General features: G+C 66.6%; 17 protein-coding genes and 1 tRNA gene. 9 read left to right on the top strand and 9 right to left on the bottom strand.

Annotated features, from left to right (window positions below):
• Positions 1–73: 73 nt before the first annotated feature.
• Together ACZ9CK_RS04495 and greA are read left to right on the top strand one after the other, a co-directional pair.
• Positions 74–532, top strand: coding sequence for a DUF4307 domain-containing protein (locus ACZ9CK_RS04495; RefSeq protein WP_426302548.1), 459 nt, complete (start codon positions 74–76; stop codon positions 530–532).
• 151 nt (positions 533–683) lie between these two features.
• Positions 684–1,178, top strand: coding sequence for a transcription elongation factor GreA (gene greA, locus ACZ9CK_RS04490; protein WP_426302547.1), 495 nt, complete (start codon positions 684–686; stop codon positions 1,176–1,178).
• Between the two features lie 57 nt (positions 1,179–1,235).
• Here greA and ACZ9CK_RS04485 read toward each other — a convergent pair whose 3' ends face one another.
• The 4 genes from ACZ9CK_RS04485 to ACZ9CK_RS04470 all read right to left on the bottom strand — a co-directional run bounded on the left by ACZ9CK_RS04485 (position 1,236) and on the right by ACZ9CK_RS04470 (position 5,437).
• Positions 1,236–1,844, bottom strand: a complete 609-nt coding sequence (locus ACZ9CK_RS04485; RefSeq protein ID WP_426302546.1) for a rhomboid family intramembrane serine protease — start codon at positions 1,842–1,844, stop codon at positions 1,236–1,238.
• 13 nt (positions 1,845–1,857) lie between these two features.
• Positions 1,858–3,096 (bottom strand): threonine ammonia-lyase, encoded by a 1,239-nt coding sequence (ilvA, locus tag ACZ9CK_RS04480; protein ID WP_426302545.1) that lies wholly within the window; start codon positions 3,094–3,096, stop codon positions 1,858–1,860.
• Positions 3,097–3,099: 3 nt separating this feature from the next.
• The gene (locus ACZ9CK_RS04475) at positions 3,100–4,437 is read right to left on the bottom strand and encodes an AI-2E family transporter (RefSeq protein WP_476049362.1); all 1,338 of its coding nucleotides are present in this window, start codon (positions 4,435–4,437) and stop codon (positions 3,100–3,102) included.
• 61 nt (positions 4,438–4,498) lie between these two features.
• On the bottom strand, positions 4,499–5,437 hold the full coding sequence (locus ACZ9CK_RS04470) for an aldose 1-epimerase family protein (protein WP_476049361.1): 939 nt from the start codon (positions 5,435–5,437) through the stop codon (positions 4,499–4,501).
• Between the two features lie 81 nt (positions 5,438–5,518).
• On the opposite strand from ACZ9CK_RS04470, the gene galT reads away from it, so the two are divergent.
• Genes galT through ACZ9CK_RS04455 form a run of 3 tightly spaced genes read left to right on the top strand, consistent with a single transcriptional unit; the run spans position 5,519 to position 9,126 of the window.
• Positions 5,519–6,661 carry a galactose-1-phosphate uridylyltransferase gene (gene galT / locus ACZ9CK_RS04465; protein WP_476049360.1) on the top strand — a complete coding sequence of 381 codons (1,143 nt, stop codon included), beginning with the start codon at positions 5,519–5,521 and terminating at the stop codon, positions 6,659–6,661.
• A complete protein-coding gene (galK, locus tag ACZ9CK_RS04460) occupies positions 6,658–7,842 on the top strand; it encodes a galactokinase (protein WP_476049359.1) in 1,185 nt (394 codons plus the stop codon). The genes galT and galK overlap by 4 nt, the downstream gene beginning before the upstream one ends.
• A 45-nt stretch (positions 7,843–7,887) precedes the next feature.
• Positions 7,888–9,126: an acetyl-CoA C-acetyltransferase gene (locus ACZ9CK_RS04455; protein WP_476049358.1), complete on the top strand. Its 1,239-nt coding sequence runs from the start codon at positions 7,888–7,890 to the stop codon at positions 9,124–9,126.
• A gap of 74 nt (positions 9,127–9,200) precedes the next feature.
• Here the strand turns inward: ACZ9CK_RS04455 and ACZ9CK_RS04450 are convergent, their stop codons facing one another.
• A complete protein-coding gene (locus ACZ9CK_RS04450; RefSeq protein ID WP_476049357.1) occupies positions 9,201–10,091 on the bottom strand; it encodes a Bax inhibitor-1/YccA family protein in 891 nt (296 codons plus the stop codon).
• A gap of 414 nt (positions 10,092–10,505) precedes the next feature.
• Here ACZ9CK_RS04450 and ACZ9CK_RS04445 point away from each other — a divergent pair, with 414 nt between their 5' ends.
• From ACZ9CK_RS04445 to ACZ9CK_RS04430, 4 genes are read left to right on the top strand one after another with little or no spacing between them, the layout of a single operon-like run.
• Complete coding sequence (locus tag ACZ9CK_RS04445) at positions 10,506–11,786, top strand: branched-chain amino acid ABC transporter permease (RefSeq protein WP_426303397.1); 1,281 nt, start codon at positions 10,506–10,508, stop codon at positions 11,784–11,786.
• 9 nt (positions 11,787–11,795) lie between these two features.
• The gene (locus tag ACZ9CK_RS04440; protein ID WP_426302539.1) at positions 11,796–12,767 is read left to right on the top strand and encodes a branched-chain amino acid ABC transporter permease; all 972 of its coding nucleotides are present in this window, start codon (positions 11,796–11,798) and stop codon (positions 12,765–12,767) included.
• Positions 12,764–13,765 carry an ABC transporter ATP-binding protein gene (locus ACZ9CK_RS04435; protein ID WP_426302538.1) on the top strand — a complete coding sequence of 334 codons (1,002 nt, stop codon included), beginning with the start codon at positions 12,764–12,766 and terminating at the stop codon, positions 13,763–13,765. The genes ACZ9CK_RS04440 and ACZ9CK_RS04435 overlap by 4 nt, the downstream gene beginning before the upstream one ends.
• On the top strand, positions 13,762–14,547 hold the full coding sequence (locus ACZ9CK_RS04430; RefSeq protein WP_426302537.1) for an ABC transporter ATP-binding protein: 786 nt from the start codon (positions 13,762–13,764) through the stop codon (positions 14,545–14,547). Before ACZ9CK_RS04435 ends, ACZ9CK_RS04430 begins: the two co-directional genes overlap by 4 nt.
• A gap of 80 nt (positions 14,548–14,627) precedes the next feature.
• Here ACZ9CK_RS04430 and ACZ9CK_RS04425 read toward each other — a convergent pair whose 3' ends face one another.
• The 4 genes from ACZ9CK_RS04425 to ACZ9CK_RS04410 all read right to left on the bottom strand — a co-directional run bounded on the left by ACZ9CK_RS04425 (position 14,628) and on the right by ACZ9CK_RS04410 (position 18,810).
• Entirely contained in the window at positions 14,628–15,980 is a 1,353-nt protein-coding gene (locus tag ACZ9CK_RS04425; protein ID WP_426302536.1) for an ABC transporter substrate-binding protein, read from the bottom strand.
• A 226-nt stretch (positions 15,981–16,206) separates the two neighbouring features.
• Positions 16,207–16,280: transfer RNA gene (locus tag ACZ9CK_RS04420), tRNA-Leu, on the bottom strand.
• A 52-nt stretch (positions 16,281–16,332) separates the two neighbouring features.
• Positions 16,333–17,268: an N-acetyltransferase gene (locus ACZ9CK_RS04415; RefSeq protein WP_476049356.1), complete on the bottom strand. Its 936-nt coding sequence runs from the start codon at positions 17,266–17,268 to the stop codon at positions 16,333–16,335.
• A gap of 99 nt (positions 17,269–17,367) precedes the next feature.
• Complete coding sequence (locus ACZ9CK_RS04410) at positions 17,368–18,810, bottom strand: NAD(P)/FAD-dependent oxidoreductase (RefSeq protein WP_476049355.1); 1,443 nt, start codon at positions 18,808–18,810, stop codon at positions 17,368–17,370.
• Between the last annotated feature and the right edge of the window lie 55 nt (positions 18,811–18,865).

Genomic DNA, 18,865 nt, shown 5'->3' with positions numbered 1-18,865 from the left:
GCTTGTCCTGCGTGCGGGTGGCAGGTAACGGGCTGGTGCAAGGGAGCTGCCGGAAGCGCACTAAACTGGATAGGTGACTTCGGAAGACCCCTCGGCTACAGCGCTGCCGGCAAGTACCAGCCTAGCCAATCGCTACGGCGGCCAAAAGCGGCGCCTCGGGCGCAAGGGGATGCGGAACCTGGTCATCGCTGCGCTGCTGCTGGGCATCGGGTTCATGGCCTGGATCGCAACCACCAGCGCCACCGCCCCGGTCACCTTCAAGGACATCGGCTACCACGCCACGGACGCCACGCAGATCGAACTGGATTTCCAGGTCTCCAAGTACCCCGGGGCAACGGCAAAGTGTGCCGTGAAGGCCTTGGATTCCAAGTTCGCGGTGGTGGGCTGGAAGGTCGTGGAGATCGGACCGAACGAGCCCAAAGACGGCGCCGACGGCGGGCGCACCACCATCCACCGGCTGGCGCTGCGTACCGAATCGGAAGCCGTTTCCGGCGTCGTCGACAATTGCTGGATCGTGGACAGCGGCCACTGAACCGGTGTGACGCGCGACTCCTTTGCCTTTTGGTTTGTCCACAGGATTGACTACACTGGATCAATACCTCACCCCGCTGAGCTGGTTACTGAGTTCCACGAGTGGCCACCACTGCGGGGTCTTTTGCTTGCAGATCCATAAGGAGAAGTCCGTGTCTACCACCAACAGCGCAACTGCAGCGTGGCTTACCCAGGACGCATATGACCGCCTGAAGGCCGAACTGGAGCACCTGTCCGGGGCCGGCCGTGCGGACATCGTCCAGAAGATCGAAGCCGCGCGCCAGGAAGGCGACTTGAAGGAAAACGGCGGCTACCACGCCGCCAAGGAGGAACAGGGCAAGATCGAGGCCCGCATCCGCCAGTTGACCGTGCTGCTGCGCGACGCCCAGGTCGGCGAAGCCCCCGCCGACGACGGAATCGTCGAACCCGGCATGCTCGTCGTTGCCCGCATCGCCGGTGATGAGGAAACCTTCCTGCTTGGCTCCCGCGAGATCGCGGGCGATTCCGATCTGGACGTCTTCAGTGAGAAGTCCCCGCTCGGCGTCGCGATCATGGGCCACAAGGAGGGCGACAAGCTCAGCTACACCGCCCCCAACGGCAAGGAAATTCCGGTGGAGATCGTTTCCGCCAAGCCGTTCACCGGCTAAGCAGCGCTTAACCACAACGCCGGCCCTCCCCTTTGCGGGGAGGGCCGGCGCCTTGCGTTAAGGGGCTTTCGGCCGGAGCAGCGCCGCGGCCAGGACGCCGCCCGCCGCGCCGCCAAGGTGCGCCTGCCAGGACACCATGCCCATCACGCTGGGGAGCACCCCGAACAGGATGCCGCCGTAGGCCAGGAACAGCACCACCGACAGCAACAGCTGCCACCAGTTGCGGTTCAGGACGCCGCGCACCAACAGGAAGGCGAACAGGCCAAACACGAGCCCCGACGCGCCGACCGTCAAGCCGCCGCCGATCAGCCAGACCGCCACGCCGGACCCGAACCAGCTGAGCGCCATGGTGGTCAGGAACACCCTCAGCCCGGAAAGGAACACCAGGAAACCGAAGATGACTAGCGGCAGCGCGTTGGAGAACAGGTGCCCGAAGTTGGCGTGCAACAAGGGGAAGGTCAGGATGTCCAGCACGCCGTCCAGGCTCCGAGGGCGCAGCCCGAACGTGCGGTTGAGCCCGTGGAGGAGCAGCGTGTTGATCAGCTCGATCACGGCCAGCAGCGCCACGAAGCCGCCCATGAGGAGCAGCCCGCCCTTGGCGCGCGCCGCGAGGGACTCCTTCCCCGGCGCGGACGGCTCCGGGGTGCTGCCGGCAAGGTAAGCCATGCGGGCCCCGCCGTCAGTGCACCACGATCGGCTGGAAGCCCTCGGCCCGGAGCGCAGCGAGCACCTGCGCGCTGTGCTCGTGGCCCTTGGTTTCCAGGTTGATGGTGATCGAGACATCGCCCATGCTGATCGCACCGCCCACTCGGGTGTGGTCCAGTCCGGTGACGTTGGCGTCGTTCTCGGCGATGATCCGGGCAATGGTGGCCAGCGAACCGGGGCGGTCGTCGAGCATCATGCGCACCGTCATGAAACGCCCCGCCGCAGAGAGGCCGCGCTGGATTACCTTGAGCATGAGCATGGGGTCGATGTTGCCGCCCGAAAGCACCACTGCCACCTTGCCGGGGTTTTCGATGGTGCCGTCCATGAGCGCAGCAACGCCCACGGCGCCGGCGGGCTCCACCACCATCTTGGCGCGCTCGAGCAGGAAGATCAGCGCCCGGGCGAGGGAGTCCTCGCTAACAGTTACGACGTCGTCGACCAGTTCGCGGATGATGCTGAATGGCAGCTGCCCGGGGCGGCCGACGGCGATGCCATCTGCCATGGTGGACACCTTCTTGAGCGGCACCAGCGCATCGGCGGCGAGCGAAGGCGGGTAGGCCGCCGCGTTTTCGGCCTGGACGCCGATGATTCGGATCTCGCGGCCGAGTTCCTTCGCCTTGGCCTTGATGGCGACGGCGACGCCGGCCAGCAGCCCGCCGCCGCCGACCCCCATCAGGATGGTGTCGACGTCGGGGACCTGCTCGAGGATTTCCAGGCCGATGGTGCCCTGGCCGGCCACGACGTCGACGTTGTCGAAGGGGTGCACGAACACGGCGCCGCTTTCGTCGGCGTAGCGCTGGGCCTCAGCGAGGGCCTCGTCCACGTTGTGGCCGTGGAGCACCACTTCGGCGCCGTGGCTGCGGGTCGCTGCAAGCTTGGGCAGGGCGACACCGAGGGGCATGTAGATGCGGGCCTTGATGCCCAGGCTCTTGGCGGCCACGGCCACGCCCTGGGCGTGGTTGCCGGCCGAGGCGGCCACTACGCCGCGGGCCTTTTCCTCGGCAGAGAGCCGGGCCATCCGGACGTAGGCGCCGCGCACCTTGAAGGAGCCGGCGCGTTGCAGGTTCTCGCACTTGAAGAACACTTCGCCGCCCACCATGGCGCCAAGCGCCCGCGATGTCTCGATCGGCGTCTTGGTAATAATGCCCTCGAGCAGCTCCTGCGCCTTAAGGACATCGTCCAGGGTGACGGGCAGGGTTTCGAGGGTGTTCACGGATTACTCTCCTTTTTCGGTCTCGGCTGCCGGGTCCTGGCCGGTGCCCGGCCGGACAGCCGCTTCATGGGTGGGGGCATCGTTGCCACCCGGGGACTGCTTTCCGCCGTGCGCCGGGCGCAGGCCGGCGGGCCGGATGTCCTTGATGTTGGGGTCCTGCTCGGGATCCTGCATCTCGGCTCCGGCCTCCTTGTAGGAGGCGGACAGTCCTTCATCATGTTCCCACGTCCGGGCGGCAATATAGCGCACCGCCGTGTTTGCTACGGCCAGCAGCGGCACGGCAAAGAGCGCGCCGGGGATTCCAGCGAGGTAGGAACCGGCGGCAACGGAGAGGATCACAGCCACCGGGTGCAGGGACACGGCCTTGCCCATGACGATCGGCTGCAGGATGTGGCTTTCCAACTGCTGGACCAGCAGCACGATGCCGAGCATGATCAACGCGTTGACCCACCCGTTCGCCACGAGGGCGAGCAGGATGGCGATCGCACCGGTGACGAGCGCACCGACCACGGGGATGAAGGAGGCGATGAACACCAGCACGCCCAGCGGCAAGGCCAAGGGAACCCCGATGATCGCGGCACCGGCGCCGATGCCCACGGCGTCCACGAAGGCCACGAACATCTGAATGCGCACGTAGCTGACCATGGACGACCATCCGCGGCGCCCGGCGCCGTCGGTGGCTGCCCGGGCCCTCTTTGGCAGCAGCCGCACCAGGAAGCTCCAGATCCGTGAGCCTTCCAGGAGGAAGAAAATCAGGATGAACAGTGCCAGGACAAGCCCGGCGGCAAAATGGCCTGCCGTGCTTCCGAAGGACAGGGCGCCGCTGAGGATGCTGCTGCTGTTGTTCTGGAGTGCGTTGACGCCGTCTTCGATGTACTTGTCGATCTGGTCCGCCGTGATGTGCAGGGGCCCATCCACAAGCCAGGACTGGACCTGCTGGATGCCGACCAAGGCCTGTTGCCACAGTTCACCGAAGCCGGTGGCGAGCTGGCGGCCCACCAGTGCGAGTGCGCCGGCGATCAGTCCAATGAAGCCGAGCACCGTCAACGCGACGGCGATGCCCTGCGGCATGGCTTTGCGCAGCCACGCGGTGACCGGGTGCAGCAGGCCGGCCAGCAGGGACGCGACCATCAGCGGGATGATGAGGAAGCTGACCTTGGACAGGAGCCAGATGAACGCCCCGCCCACCAGCAGGATCAGCCCGACCCGCCAGGCCCAGGCCGCCGCGATCCGCACGCCGTAGGGGATATCCTGTGCGATCTCGTGTTCGGAAAGCCGGGGCGGAACTGCCGTGGGACGGGCGGGCGGAAGGGAGGGTGTGGCGTCTGGTGTCGGCGTCATGCCCCCATAATTCCCCAGGCGGGGCCGGATGGGAAACCGCCGTGCCAGGGCAGGAAACTGCTCAGAGCGCTGCCGAAATCCCCCAGCGCATCGTGAAGGACGCTCCGGGTTCGAGCCAGCGAAGGCCCTCGCCGGAATTGAAGGCGTTTGCCGGGCCGGTCATGGGCTCGATCGCCACCGCCTTGCTGCGGCCCGGGAAATTGCCCGTGACGAAGACATGCACGTAGCCGCAGCTCTCGTCCTGTTCAAGGGTGACGCTGCGCCCGTCCGGCGCACTGAGCACGTGGCGGGCCACGCCGCCGTCGAACACCAGGTCCGTATAGGCGACGTCGATCTCCAGGCCAGCGACGGCGGCTCCTCCGCCCAGCGTGTATCCGCCGTCCGCGGGCGCGGCACTGCGCGGGATCAGCCGTTCGTCCGCCACCAGGCGGGTGGCCGCCTGGACGGTCAGGGTCAGTTCCTCCGGGGCGGTGTCCCCGAGGCGCAGGTACGGGTGGGCGCCGAGCACGAACGGCGCCGCGGAGTGCGAGTCGTTGATGAAGGTCTGCGAGACCCGCAGGGCAAGGTCCGCGTCGATTCCGTAGCGCACCCGGTGCCGGGCGAGGAAGGGGTAGCCGTGCTGCGGGAAGATCACCGCTTCGAGGGTGACCGAGAATTCGTCTTCGTCCACCAGCGCGTAGGAGGCATTGCGCAGCAGGCCGTGGCTGGCGTTGTTGCGGCCCACCTCGGTGATGTCCAGCTGCTGCTTTTTCCCGTCCAGGTACCAGACGCCGTCTTCCACGCGGTTGGCCCACGGCGCCAGGGTGATGCCGGTGGCGCCGGGCGGGAGTTCGTCGTCGTTGTAGCTTTCGGTCAGCTGCACGCCGGCGCGGCTGAAGAGGCGCAGACCGGCGGCCAGTTCCGTGACGACCGCGAGCGCGTCGCCGCGGCGGATCTCGTACTGGCGGCCGCTGGCGAAGCGGCGGGATTCGGTCTCTTCACCGGCAATCTCGGTATGCATGGCATAAACCGTACTGCATCAGCGGATGTGATGTTTTGTTAATTTATTTGCCCTTTTGGTTAGTTGTGGGATAATTGTCACATGACTCGCCTTAGCAGCACTTTCCTCGCCGACGGCCGGGAGCTGATGTATTTCGACGACGCCGGCACCCCGCCGCGGGACCCCGCTTCCCTGGTGGACCACCGCGAACTGCCGCCGCGCGCCGAGCCGGGCGAAGTCCGCTTCGACGCACTGAGCGGGGACTGGGTCGCCGTCGCAGCCCACCGCCAGAGCCGCACTCACCTGCCGCCGGCAGACCAGTGCCCCATCTGCCCCACCACGCCGGAGAACCCGTCGGAGATCCCGGCGCCGGACTACGACGTCGTGGTGTTCGAGAACCGCTTCCCTTCCCTCGGCCCCGCAACAGGAGAACTGCCGGAGGCCCACGGCCACGGCTGGGGTCACAGCGCACCCGCCTTCGGGCGCTGCGAGGTGGTTTCCTTCACACCACAGCACACCGGCTCCTTCGCCGAGCTCAGCGAACAGCGGGCCCGCACGGTGATCGAAGCCTGGGCGCAGCGCACCGAAGCCCTGAGCGCACTGCCCGGCATCAAGCAGGTCTTCCCCTTCGAAAACCGGGGGGCGGACATCGGCGTTACGCTGCACCACCCGCACGGGCAGATCTACGCCTATCCCTACATCACCCCGCGTGCGGAAGTCCTGGCCTCCGCCGCGGCCGCACACTTCGAGCGCAGCGGCGGCAAGGAAACCCTGGCCGCCTCCATCCTGGGTGCGGAACGCAGCGAGGGCAGCCGCATGGTCCTGGAGGCGGAACACTTCAGCGCGTACGTCCCCTTCGCCGCCCGCTGGCCGCTGGAAATCCACCTCGTTCCGCACCGGCACGTCCCGGACCTTGCCGCACTGAACGGCGCAGAACGCGATGAACTGGCCGCGGTGTACCTGGAACTGCTCAAGCGGCTGGACCGGCTCTACCCCACGCCCATGCCTTACATCTCGGCCTGGTACCAGGCGCCCCTGGAATCCTCCCTGCGTGAGTCGGGCCAGCTGCACCTGCAGCTGACGTCCCCGCGCCGGGCGGCGGACAAGCTGAAGTTCCTCGCCGGCTCCGAAGCGGCCATGGGAGCGTTCATCAACGACACCACCCCCGAAGCCGTTGCCGAGAGGCTCAGGGCAGTTGCCAGCCCTGTCTTCGACGGCACCCTCCCGGAAGGAGCACGCGCATGACCCGCACCCGAGCCGTCGACCACACGGACGGGCAGCTCCGCAGCGGACTTGCCGCCCGCTTCGAGGAGGCTTTCGAGGCAGTGCCCGACGGCGTCTGGCAGGCACCGGGACGCGTGAACCTGATCGGCGAGCACACCGACTACAACGAAGGCTTCGTGCTGCCCTTCGCGATCGACAAGACCGCCAAGGTGGCCATCCGCCTGCGCGATGACTCCACAGTGCGGCTGCTGTCCACCTTCGGCGACCAGGGCATCGTGGACGCCGAGCTGTCCGAGCTCGCGCCCGGTTCCGTCAAAGGGTGGGGCAAGTACCCGCTGGGGGTCGCCTGGGCGCTGCAACAGCGGGGCATTGCGGTGCCGGGCTTCGACCTGCTCCTCGATTCGGATGTTCCGCTGGGTGCCGGTCTGTCGTCGTCGCACGCCATCGAATGCGCCGTCATCAGCGCCCTGAACGAACTCGCCGGCGCCGGGCTGACCGCCCCGGAGATGGTGCTGGCCACACAGCAGGGCGAGAACGGCTTCGTCGGCGCTCCGACCGGCATCATGGACCAGTCTGCGTCCCTCCGCGGCAGCAAGGGCAAAGCGGTGTTCCTGGACTGCCGCGACCAGCGCGTGGAACTGGTCCCCTTCGACGCCGAAGCCGCGGGCCTGGTGCTGCTGGTGATCGACACGAAGGTTTCGCATTCCCACGCCGACGGCGGTTACGCCTCGCGCCGCGAGTCCTGTGAGCTGGGTGCCCGGCTCATGGGCGTACCGGCCCTGCGCGACCTCGGGGTGGAGCAGCTCGACGACGCCGCCCGGACCCTCGACGACGTCACGTTCCGCCGGGTCCGCCACGTGGTCACGGAGAACGCGCGCGTGCTTGAGACAGTCGTGCGGCTGGCCGCGGACGGGGCCGGCAGCATCGGCAGCTTCCTGGACGCCAGCCACGCTTCGATGCGCGACGACTTCGAAATCTCCTGCCCGGAGCTCGACCTCGCCGTCGACACGGCACGGGCCAACGGCGCCATCGGCGCGCGCATGACCGGCGGCGGTTTCGGCGGCTCGGCGATCGCCCTGACCCCGGTGGAACTGGAGCAGCAGGTGCGCGACGCCGTCATGCGGTCCTTCGCGGACGCAGGCTTCACCGCGCCGGACATCTTCACGGTCACCCCGGCGGCCGGGGCTTCCCGCCTGGCCTGAGCGCGCTGACGCATCAGGCCCGTGGCCCGGGCGTAAGCTGGGGCCATGACTGAGGCTGTCATCGTGTCCATGGCCCGGAGCCCGATCGGCCGGGCCTTCAAAGGCTCCCTCAAGGATGAGCGCCCGGACGACCTGGCCGCCGCCATGGTCACCGCCGCGCTGGCGAAGATCCCCGCATTCGACGCCGGTGCGGGCGCCGGCCTCGGACTGGACGACCTCTACCTGGGGTGCGCGGAACCCAGCGGCGAAGCGGGCTCGAACATGGCACGCGTGGTGTCGGTGCTGTGCGGGCTCGACTACGTACCGGCCGTCACGGTCAACCGCTTCTGCGCCTCGAGCCTGCAGGCCCTGCGCATGGCGTTCCATGCAATCCGGGCCGGCGAGGGCCACGCGTTCCTCACTGGCGGCGTGGAGTCGGTGTCCCGGTACCAGAACTGGGCCGGTGCCGGGGAAAGCGACGCCGGGGTGCACAACCCGCGCTTCCAGGCGGCGAAGCAGCGCACCGCGGCCAGGGCAGCGTCGAACACTCCGTGGACGGACCCGCGGCTCGGGGACCGCCTGCCGGACATCTACATCGCCATGGGTCAGACGGCGGAGAACGTCGCCACCACCTACGGGATCAGCCGGGCGGAACAGGACGAATGGGGCGTGCTCAGCCAGAACCGGGCGGAGGCTGCGATTGCCTCGGGATTTTTCAGTCGCGAGATCACCCCGTACACCCGCAAGGACGGAACCGTGGTGGAGCGGGACGATTCGCCGCGCCCGGGGGTGACCCTGGAGGCCGTCAGCGCCCTGGAACCGGTTTTCCGCAGCGAAGGAACCGTCACAGCGGGCAACGCCTGCCCGCTGAACGACGGCGCCGCCGCCGTCGTCGTCATGAGCAGCTCCCGCGCGCGGGAGCTTGGCCTGACGCCGCTGGCGCGCATTGTCGCGACCGCCGCGAGCGCCCTCTCCCCCGAGATCATGGGCATGGGGCCGGTGGAATCCACCCGGCGTGCATTGGACCTGGCCGGCCTGACCATGGCGGACATCGACCTCGTGGAGCTCAACGAGGCCTTCGCCGTGCAGGTGGTGGCCAGCGCCCGCGAGCTGGGCATCGATCCGGAGAAGCTCAATGTCCATGGCGGCGCGATCGCCCTGGGCCACCCCTTCGGCATGACCGGGGCCCGGATGACCAACACCTTGCTCAACGGTCTGCGCGAACGCGATGGCACGTTTGGCCTGGCCACCCTGTGCGTGGGCGGCGGCCAGGGCATGGCCGTGGTCTTCGAGCGGCTGGGTTGACTGGCAAGATGACCCGGCAATAACAAGGGCCCCGCCGGAGCGGGGCCCTTACTTCTTGCTTACAAGGGGGAGCGCTAGTCGTCGCCGCGAAGGATGGCCAGCAGGCGGATGATTTCCACGTACAGCCACACCAGGGTGACCGTCAGGCCGAAGGCAGCCGTCCAGGAGTAGCGCTCCGGAGCGCCGGCGCGGACGCCTTCCTCGATGCTGGTGAAGTCCATAATGAGGGAGAACGCGGCCAGGCCGATCGCCAGGAGGCCGACGAAGACGCCGAGCGGGATACCGGCGATCTCCATGCTGGTGCGCAGCCCAAAGGGCTCAGTCACGGCGCCGGTCAGCATCATGACCATGTTGATCAGCGCGAAGACGGCGTAGCCGATCGTGGCGATCATGAAGAAGCGGATCGCCTTGGGGGTGGCGCGGACCTTGCCGCTCTTGAAGAGCAGGAGGGTCACGCCGGTCACCGCCAGTGTGCCGATCACGGCCTGCAGGCCGACGCCCGGGTACAGGCCGTCCAGGATGCGGGTGAGGCCGCCGAGGAACAGGCCCTCGAGGCCTGCGTAGGCAAGGATCAGCGCCGGCGAGGGCTGCTTCTTGAAGGTGTTGACCAGGACCAGGACAAAGCCGCCGAGCGCGCCGACGATCATCAGGAGGCTGGCGGTTCCGGCCGGCACGAACAGCGTCACGGCAGCGCCGAGGACCACCACGGCGAGGCAGGCCGCGGTCTTGATGATGACGTCGTCGAACGTCATGCGGCCGGTCTCGACCGGACCTGCGGCGGGCCGGCTGTACATCTGCTCGAGCTGTTCGTTGCTCAGCCCCTGCTGCTGGGCCGCCCAGCCGGGCTGGCCCTGCGGGTTCTGGCCATACGGGTTGTGGGCATAAGGATTTGCGGGAACAGGCGGTGCCTGCGTAGCCCCACGGAAATTCTTTCCGTTGAAGATCGGGTTGCCGCCGAGTGCCATGTGGGTTGTCCTCCTGAATAAGGGCGAAGTGATGATTCACGCTACCAATTCCTACGCATGGCGGACCGCGAAAGTTCCAGCCGGCCATCACAGTTTAGAAAGGACCCAATGCTCGGACGGTTTCCTTTAGTCAAACTGAACATATTGTTGCCTCGGACTTCACAGTTGTTATCTGATCGCGACCTCCAGAGTCCCTGCGCGCAGCATTATTCACGCTCGCTCGGCGGTAGCATAAGCACGCATGGGTGATGCAAGTCACACAGCGAGGCTACGGAAGCCGTGTGCCTAGCCCATGACCGTTCGCACCGGCTGCAATGGCGCACCCGGACCACCCCCCAATGTGGAAGGTATTCCATCTTGAGAAGCACAAGCAGAGAGCGGTCCAAGAGACCGCATGCGGGACTGCGGCAAGTCGTGGGGGCGCTCTTCGCTGCCCTCGTGGCAGCACTGCTGCTGGCAGGACCCGCCGCGCAGGCAGTCACCCCGTCGCCTTCGCCGTCGCCCGCTCAACAAGGTTTCCAGAACAACATCAGCGGCTTCCTCCGCGACGACGCCCGCGCACCGATCCCGGGTGTCCGGATCACCGCCAAGGGCAACAACTTCGAAGGCTCGGCGACCTCTGGCGCCAACGGCGCGTGGAACATCCCTGTGCCGTCCAAAGGCACCTACACGATTGAGCTGGACACCTCCACCCTGCCGGACGGCATCAAGCTCGCCGAAGGCCAGCAGAACCCCCGGGACGTCTCCTTCAGCCAGACGTCCAACCTCTCGGTGATTTTCGCCTTCGGCAAGGGCATCGTGGTCCAGGGCCAGGACTTCGGCCAGGACCTGCTCAACCGCCTCGTCGCCGGGGTGAGCTTCGGCATGCTCCTGGCACTGGCCTCGGTGGGCCTGTCCCTGATCTTCGGCACCACCGGCCTGACCAACTTCGCCCACGGCGAGATGGTGACCATCGGCGCCCTCGGCGTCTTCGCCTTCAACGCCTGGGGGCTGCCGGTCTGGCTGGCCATCGCACTGGCCCTTGTGGTGGGTGCGGCTTTCGGGTATATCCAGGACGCCGGGCTGTGGCGGCCGCTGCGGCGCCGCGGAACCGGCCTGGTGCCGATGATGATCGTCTCGATCGGCCTGGCCCTGGCGGCCCGGTACGTCTTCCAGTTCTTCTTCGGCGGCGACACCCAGCAACTCCCCGGCTCGCAGGTCACCGACGTGCAGCTCGGGCCGATTTCGGTCTCCCCGAACACCCTCTGGTCCCTGCTGATCGCCGCCGTGGTGATCGCGGCCCTGGGCATCCTGCTGCTCAAAACCCGGCTTGGCAAGGCCACCCGCGCCGTGGCGGACAACCCGGCACTGGCCGCGGCCTCGGGCATCGACGTCGACCGCGTCATCCGGATCGTCTGGGTCGTCGGCGGCTTCCTGGCCGCCCTCGGCGGCATCCTCTGGGCGTACTACCGCCCCGGCGTCACCTGGGACATGGGAACGCAGATCCTGCTCGCCATCTTCGCCGGCGTGACCCTCGGCGGCCTTGGCACCGTGTTCGGCGCGCTGGTCGGGTCCCTGGTTGTCGGTATCTTCATCGAACTGACCAGCCTCGTGCTGCCGCCGGACTTGAAATACGTCGGCGCGCTCGTCGTCATGATTGTCGTCCTCCTCTTCCGTCCGCAGGGCATCCTCGGCCGGCGTGAGCGTGTGGGTTAGGAGCAAGCAATGGATTTCGGAAACATCTTCTCTCTGGCCCTCGGCGAAATCGCCACTCCGACGACGGCGGCCTACGCCCTTGCCGCGCTCGGCCTCGCCGTGCACTTCGGCTACTCGGGCCTGCTGAACTTCGGCCAAGCAGGTTTCATGGCGGTGGGCGCCTACGGCTTCGCCATTTCGACGCTTACCTTCAAGGTTCCGTTCGTGGTCGGTCTGCTGATCGCGCTGCTTTCTGCCGTCCTCTTCGGTCTCCTGCTCGGTGTACCGACCCTGCGGCTGCGCGCCGACTACCTGGCCATCGTCACGATCGCCGCGGCGGAAATCATCCGGTACATCGTCACCACCAACACCTTGTTCAAGATCACCGGCTCCGCGGACGGCTTGTCCTCCTTCCAGCGGGAGTTCGATTCCTTCAACCCCTTCCCGCCCGGAACCTACATCTTCGGATGGAGCAACCGGGACTTCTACGTCCGCGTCGTCAGCTGGATCATCGTCATCCTGTGCGCGGTGATCGTCTGGCTGCTGATGCGCAGCCCCTGGGGCCGGGTCCTCAAGGGCATCCGCGAGGACGAGAACGCCGTCCGCTCGCTGGGCAAGAACGTGTACGCCTACAAGATGCAGGCGCTCGTGATCGGCGGCATCCTGGGCGCTCTCGCCGGGCTCCTGTTCACCCTCCCCCGCGGATCGGTGCAGCCGGCGAACTACGCGACCGAGCTCACCTTCTTCCTGTGGACGGTCCTCCTGCTTGGCGGCATGTCCACGGTGCTTGGCCCGATCGTCGGGGCCATGATCTTCTGGGTGGTGCTGTCCCTGACCCAGAACCTGCTTGCCGGACTCATCGAGTCCGGTGCGGTCACGTTCCTCTCGATCGTCCAGGCCAGCCAGCTGCGCTTCATCCTGGTGGGCATCGCACTGATGCTCCTGATGATCTACAGGCCGCAGGGCGTCTTCGGTAACAAGAAGGAGTTGGCGTTCGCATGAGCACGACCAACGGTCAGAACCCTGACAACATCGATTACATGACCGATTCCCGGGCTATCGCCATCGGCGAAAACCTCCCCGGCTGCAAGAAGCGGGACCCGATCGTGGTGGCGGACAACGTCAGCCGGAACTTCGGCGGCATCAGCGCCGTCGACGTCGAACATCTCGAAGTCCCGCGGCACAAGATCACCGCCCTGATCGGCCCCAACGGCGCCGGCAAGACCACGCTGTTCAACCTGCTGACCGGCTTCGACACTCCCAACTCCGGGGCGTGGACGTTCGAAGGCAACAACATCGCCGGTGTCTCTTCCTACAAACTGGCGCGCATGGGCATGGTGCGCACCTTCCAGCTGACCAAGGTGATGGGCAAGCTGACCGTCATGGAGAACATGCGGCTCGGCGCGGCCAACCAGCCCGGCGAGCGGCTGTCCAAGGCGCTGTTCAAGAACATCTGGGGCGGCCGGGAACGGGAAATCACCAAGCAGGCCGACGTGCTGTTGGAGAAGTTCAAGCTGGACGCCAAGAAGGACGACTACGCGGCCTCCCTGTCCGGCGGCCAGCGGAAACTGCTGGAAATGGCCCGCTCCCTCATGGTGCGACCCAAGCTGGTGATGCTGGACGAACCGATGGCCGGCGTCAACCCCGCGCTCACCCAGTCCCTCCTGGACCACATCAAGAACCTCAAGGCCGAAGGCATGACCGTCCTGTTCGTTGAGCACGACATGAACATGGTGCGGCATATCGCCGACTGGGTGGTCGTGATGGCGGAAGGGCGGATCGTTGCCGAAGGCCCGCCGGGCGAAGTCATGAAGGACCCCGCCGTGATCGACGCCTACCTGGGCGCCCACCACGACGTCGACCTCGGCGACGCGGAAGGCATCCGGGAACTCGAGGCCGAACTGGAAGCGGACGAAGAATCGATCGTGGGAACCGAGAATGCCGGCATCATCGCGCCGGAGGTCATCGAAGCCCACCTGGAAGAGGAGGAAGGCAAATGAGCGCCACCAGCGCCATGCCGGCTGCGGGCAGCGCGCCCACGGAGGACGCCGTCGTCAAGGTCACGGACCTCGTGGCTGGCTACCTGCCAGGCGTCAACATCCTCAACGGCTGCAGCATCGAAGCCCGCAAGGGGGAACTGATTGGCATCATCGGTCCCAACGGCGCCGGCAAATCGACCTTGCTCAAGGCCATGTTCGGCCTGGTGAAGGTGCACTCGGGCTCGGTGGTGGTGCACGGCAGGGACCTCACGGGGCTCAAGGCCAACAAGCTGGTCTCCCAGGGACTGGGCTTCGTGCCTCAGACCAACAACGTGTTCGCGGCGCTGACCATTGAGGAGAATCTTCAGATGGGCATGTTCCAGCGGCCCAAGGCCTTCGCGGAGCGCTTCGACTTTGTCACCGAGCTCTTCCCGGAGCTCCGCAAGCGCCGTGCGCAGCGCGCGGGTTCGCTCTCCGGCGGTGAGCGCCAGATGGTGGCCATGGGACGGGCCCTGATGATGGATCCGGCCGTGCTGCTGCTGGACGAACCCTCGGCAGGCCTCTCCCCCGTCAAGCAGGACGAGACCTTCCTGCGGGTCCACGAGATCAACCGGGCCGGCGTGTCCGTGATCATGGTGGAACAGAACGCCCGCCGCTGCCTGCAGATCTGCGACCGTGGCTACGTCCTGGACCAGGGCAAGGACGCGTACACCGGAACAGGCAGGGAGCTCATGAAGGATCCCAAGGTGATCCAGCTGTACCTGGGCACCCTTGCAGACACCGTGGAGGGCGAAGGCCAGTAAGGCCGGAACTCAGAGCCACAGCAACAAGGAAGCCCCGGAGCACTCGCTCCGGGGCTTCCTTGTTGACTGGAGGGGCCGGCCTACAGCTTGCCGAACTCTTCCTGGACCGGGCTCAAGGTGTTGTCATCCTTGTACTCGTAGATACCGATGTAGGCTTCCGTGGGGTCGCCGGCGTCGGAGAAGGTGACCGGACCGGACTTGCCGTCGTAGTCGATGTCCTTGCCGTTGCGCAGCAGGGTCACGCAGGATGCGAAGTCGGAGCACTTCTCGCCGCCTTCTGAAACATCCTTGAGCTTCTTGGCGATGTCCACGCCCTTGGTGCTCTTGGCTGCTTCGGAGGCCAGCGCGATCAGGTTCACGGCGTCATAGGACTCGCCACCGTAGGTGAAGTCCTTCAACTTCGGGTCCACCGTCAGGAGCGACTTCTTGAAGGAGTCCTTGGTGAAGGTACCCGGGAACGTGCCATGGGCCCCCGTCATGGTGCCTGCCTTGAAGACCTTGCTGTAATCGGAGGTGTTGCCGTCCACCAGGAACAGCTGCTTGCCGGGAATGCTCTTGGCGCTCAGCAGCGGAATGATGGACTTTGCTTCGTCGAAGGTGATCAGCACGATCGCATCCGCCTTGGCAGCCACCACCTTGTCCACCTGGGCCTGGAACTGGGAATCGCCAGTGTTGAACAGCTCTTCGGACACTACTTTGCCGCCGGCGGCCTCGAAGGATTCCTTCACGTACTTCTGCAGGCCCGTCCCGTAAGCGTCGTTAAGCACGATCATGCTAACGGTCTGGACGCCACAGGAGGCGATGTAGTTGCCGAGGACCTTGCCCTGCAGGACGTCCGACGGGGCGGTGCGCCAGTAGAGGCCCTTGTCGTCCCACGCCGTGAAGTCCGGAGAGGTGTTGGCTGGCGAGAACTGGACGACGCCGGCACCGGTGATCTGGTTGATCACGGTCTTCGACACGGCGGAAGACGCGGCACCGATGATGGCCTGTGCCCCGCCTGCCAGCAGGGCGGAGGTGGACTGGGTGGCGGTATCGGTCTTGGTATCGCCGGAATCCCGGTGCGTCACCTGGACGGGCTTGCCCAGCACGCCGCCTGCGGCGTTGACTTCCTTCACGGCGAGGTTCACACCGGCGATTTCGGGCGGGCCCAGGAAGGCCAGGCTGCCGGTAGTCGGCAGCAGGGAACCCAGCTTCAGGGGGACGTCCGTGGTAGTGGTGGACGGCGGCACCGGCCCGGTGGAGGGGGCTTCGCTGCTGCCTGCGCTCGCGCTTGCGCTCGGCGCCGGGCAGGCGATGCCTCCGGCTGCCACCGGACTGGACGACGATGCGCTGGGTGCCGGCGAACCACCGCAGGCCGTAGCCAGGAACGCGACGCCGATGCCAAGCACAGTGAGCTTGGCTGCACGCGGAGCCGCGTGGGAAAGGTCAAACATATGTTTGTCTCCTCGATCGAAGGTGCGAACTGCCTTTGATGCGATAGATCAGGTAGTCCCTGAATACGACTCAAACTAGTGCAATCGGACCGGGAAGATAAGTGAATCAGGTCACATCCCTATAACACTCGTTGCCTGTGGGGAATCCTGTTCCGGGCACGGGAGTAGTGTCTGAATTTTGTGGATTCGCAGGGAGCCCGACGGCGGAAAGACGACGCGTCGCTTGTGCCCCAGCAGGGACTCGAACCCTGACTTTGCGGATTTTAAGTCCGCTGCCTCTGCCAATTGGGCTACTGGGGCGCCCGCATAATCCTAACCCAGCGCCCGCGTCGCACCCGGCTGCTCAACGGGACTAGAGCCGTCCGAAAGGCGCGGCGTAGCGGAAGATTCCCCGGCCGCCGTCGGAAGTAACGCCGTCGGGCATGCCGGAAAGCGGCAGCACCTGGAAATGGGCGCCCCAGGCCGGATCCGGGGCCTCGATGCCCACGGAGGCGGCGGGAACATAGCCAAAGCGCGGGTAGTACACGGTGCTGCCGAGCAGGGCGATGCCGGCCTCCCCCGCGGCCTCGGCACGGCGGGTGGTTTCGCGCAGGAGGGCCGAGCCGATCCCTCGCCGCTGCAGGTGTGGCTCCACGCTGATGGGACCGAGGCCGAGGAAGTCGAGACCGTCCACGGCGCCTCGCGTGCTGATGACATGGCCCACGATCTCGCCGCCAAGTTCGGCCACGATGCTGAAATCGGGAAGGTACTCCTCGCAGTCGAACAGTTCCTTCAGGAGCCCTACTTCGGCGGGGACTCCGTCCACCGGCAGGCCGGTGACTGGACTGATCGAAAAGGCCGAGGCGGTCAAGGCCAGGATCGCGTGGCGGTCCGCCGGGACCTCTCCGCGCAGCACCAGCCCCTGCTGCAGGAGGGCGAGGACCTCCATCGCATGCTCTGCCTGCCCCGTGGGCACGAGGAGGTGGTCGTGGTGGAAGCCGGCCAGGACGTTGCAGCTGATCCCGGCCGCGCCAAGCGCGGAACTGACGGCGGCCGTCAGGCCCACGGCTTCGAGCGCGGAGTGGACTTGCAGGGTGATCCAGGCGGCCACGAAATCGTAGGCGAGACCGAGCCGTTCGGCTTCGTCCCGGTGCAGGACCACCGTGAGGCCCTCGGCTTCGCGGACAGCGGCCTCGATGCCGCCTTCCAGCGGCTTGCCGTGCGGCCAGAGCGCGTAGACGTACTCACCTTCGCGGAGCACCGGATGCATGGACGCCAGGAGCGCTGCCAGATCAGTTTCGCCTGCCATGGCAGACAGTCTATGGCCGCGCACGCGCCCGCGGCTGATACGACGACGGCGGCCGCCTCCCGTGTGGGGAGGCAGCCGCCGTCGATGGTTGGCTCTGCGCTACTTGGCGTCGGCGGTGACCGGCGCCTTCTCCTCGGCCGGGGCCGCGGGTGCCGGAGCGGCAGCGGGCTTGGGGGCCGGGGTGGCGGCAGCCACGAAGGCGCCGCGCGGGTTGTCCAGGTCGATCAGCTGGGTGGTGTCGCGGCCTGCGAAGAAGGCCAGGATCCACCCGAAGATCACACGGAACTTGCGCTCGACCGTGGGCATGGCCAGGCCGTGGTAGCCACGGTGTGCCAGCCAGGCGAGGCCGCCCTTGAGGCCGATGCGGCCCAGGAGGTTGATGTTGGCAACGCCCTTCCATTCACCGAAGCCGGCCACAGCACCGAGGTTCTTGTGCTTGTAGTCCGCCAGCGGCTTGTCCCAGCGGGAGGCCCACAGGTTCTTGGCGAGCTTCTTGGCCTGGCGCAGTGCGTGCTGGGCGTTCGGCACGCAGGTGCCATCCGGCAGTCCCTTGCCGGTGAGGTCCGGGACGGCTGCGATGTCGCCGGCTGCCCAGGCGTTCTCGACGATGCCCTCGTCGCCGCCGATGCGCAGGTCCGGGAGCACCTTGACGCGGCCGCGCGGTTCCAGCGGGAAGTCGGTGGAGCGGACCATCGGGTTGGCCTGCACGCCGGCGGCCCACACCAGGGTGTCCGCGGCGACTTCCTCGGCCGGGGACTTGTCCGGCATGTTGATCAGCTTCAGGGTGCCCTCGGCGTTGTCGAGGGAGGTGTTCAGCAGCACCTCGATGCCGCGGCTGCGCAAGTGCTCAACGACCCACTCTGCCTGCGGTGCGGTGACCTCGGGCATGATGCGGCCCATGGCCTCGACCATGATGAAGCGGACTTCCTCCTGCTTGATGCGCGGGTTGTTCTTGACCGCAGCGCGCGCGAGGTCTTCCATTTCGGTGATGCACTCGATGCCGGCGAAGCCGCCGCCGACGACCACGAAGGTCAGGGCCTTGGCGCGCGCTGCGGGATCGGTCATGATGGAAGCGGCTTCGATGCGCTCGAGGACCTTGTTGCGCAGCGCAACGGCTTCCTCGATGGTCTTCAGGCCGATGCCCTTGTCCGCGAGGCCCTTGATCGGGAAGGTGCGGGTGATGGCGCCGGCGGCCAGGACGACGTCGAAGTACGGGATCTCGAACGGAGCGCCGCCGTCGGCCGGGGCAACAACCGCAGTGCGGTTGGCGTGGTCGATGCTGGTGACGCGACCCTGGATCAGCTCGGTGTGCTTCAGGTGCTGACGGTGGGAGACGACGGCGTGGCGCGCCTCGATGTTGCCACCGGCAACCTCCGGGAGGAAGGGCTGGTAGGTCATGTAGGGCAGGGGATCGACGACGGTGACGATTCCGCCGGCGTTCGCGATCTTCTTCTGCAACTTCAGTGCGACGTAAAGGCCGACGTAACCGCCGCCGACAACGAGAACACGGGGACGGTCAATAAGCTCAGGGGTGAGTGCCATGAATCCAGAATAGCGCACTTTGTGAAAATCTTCACTAACTACACTTGAGGCCTCT

The sequence above is a fragment of the Arthrobacter sp. TE26545 genome (assembly GCF_056279005.1).
The sequence above is the reverse complement of the archived record's forward strand: the minus strand, read 5'-3'. Positions and strand labels throughout refer to the sequence as shown.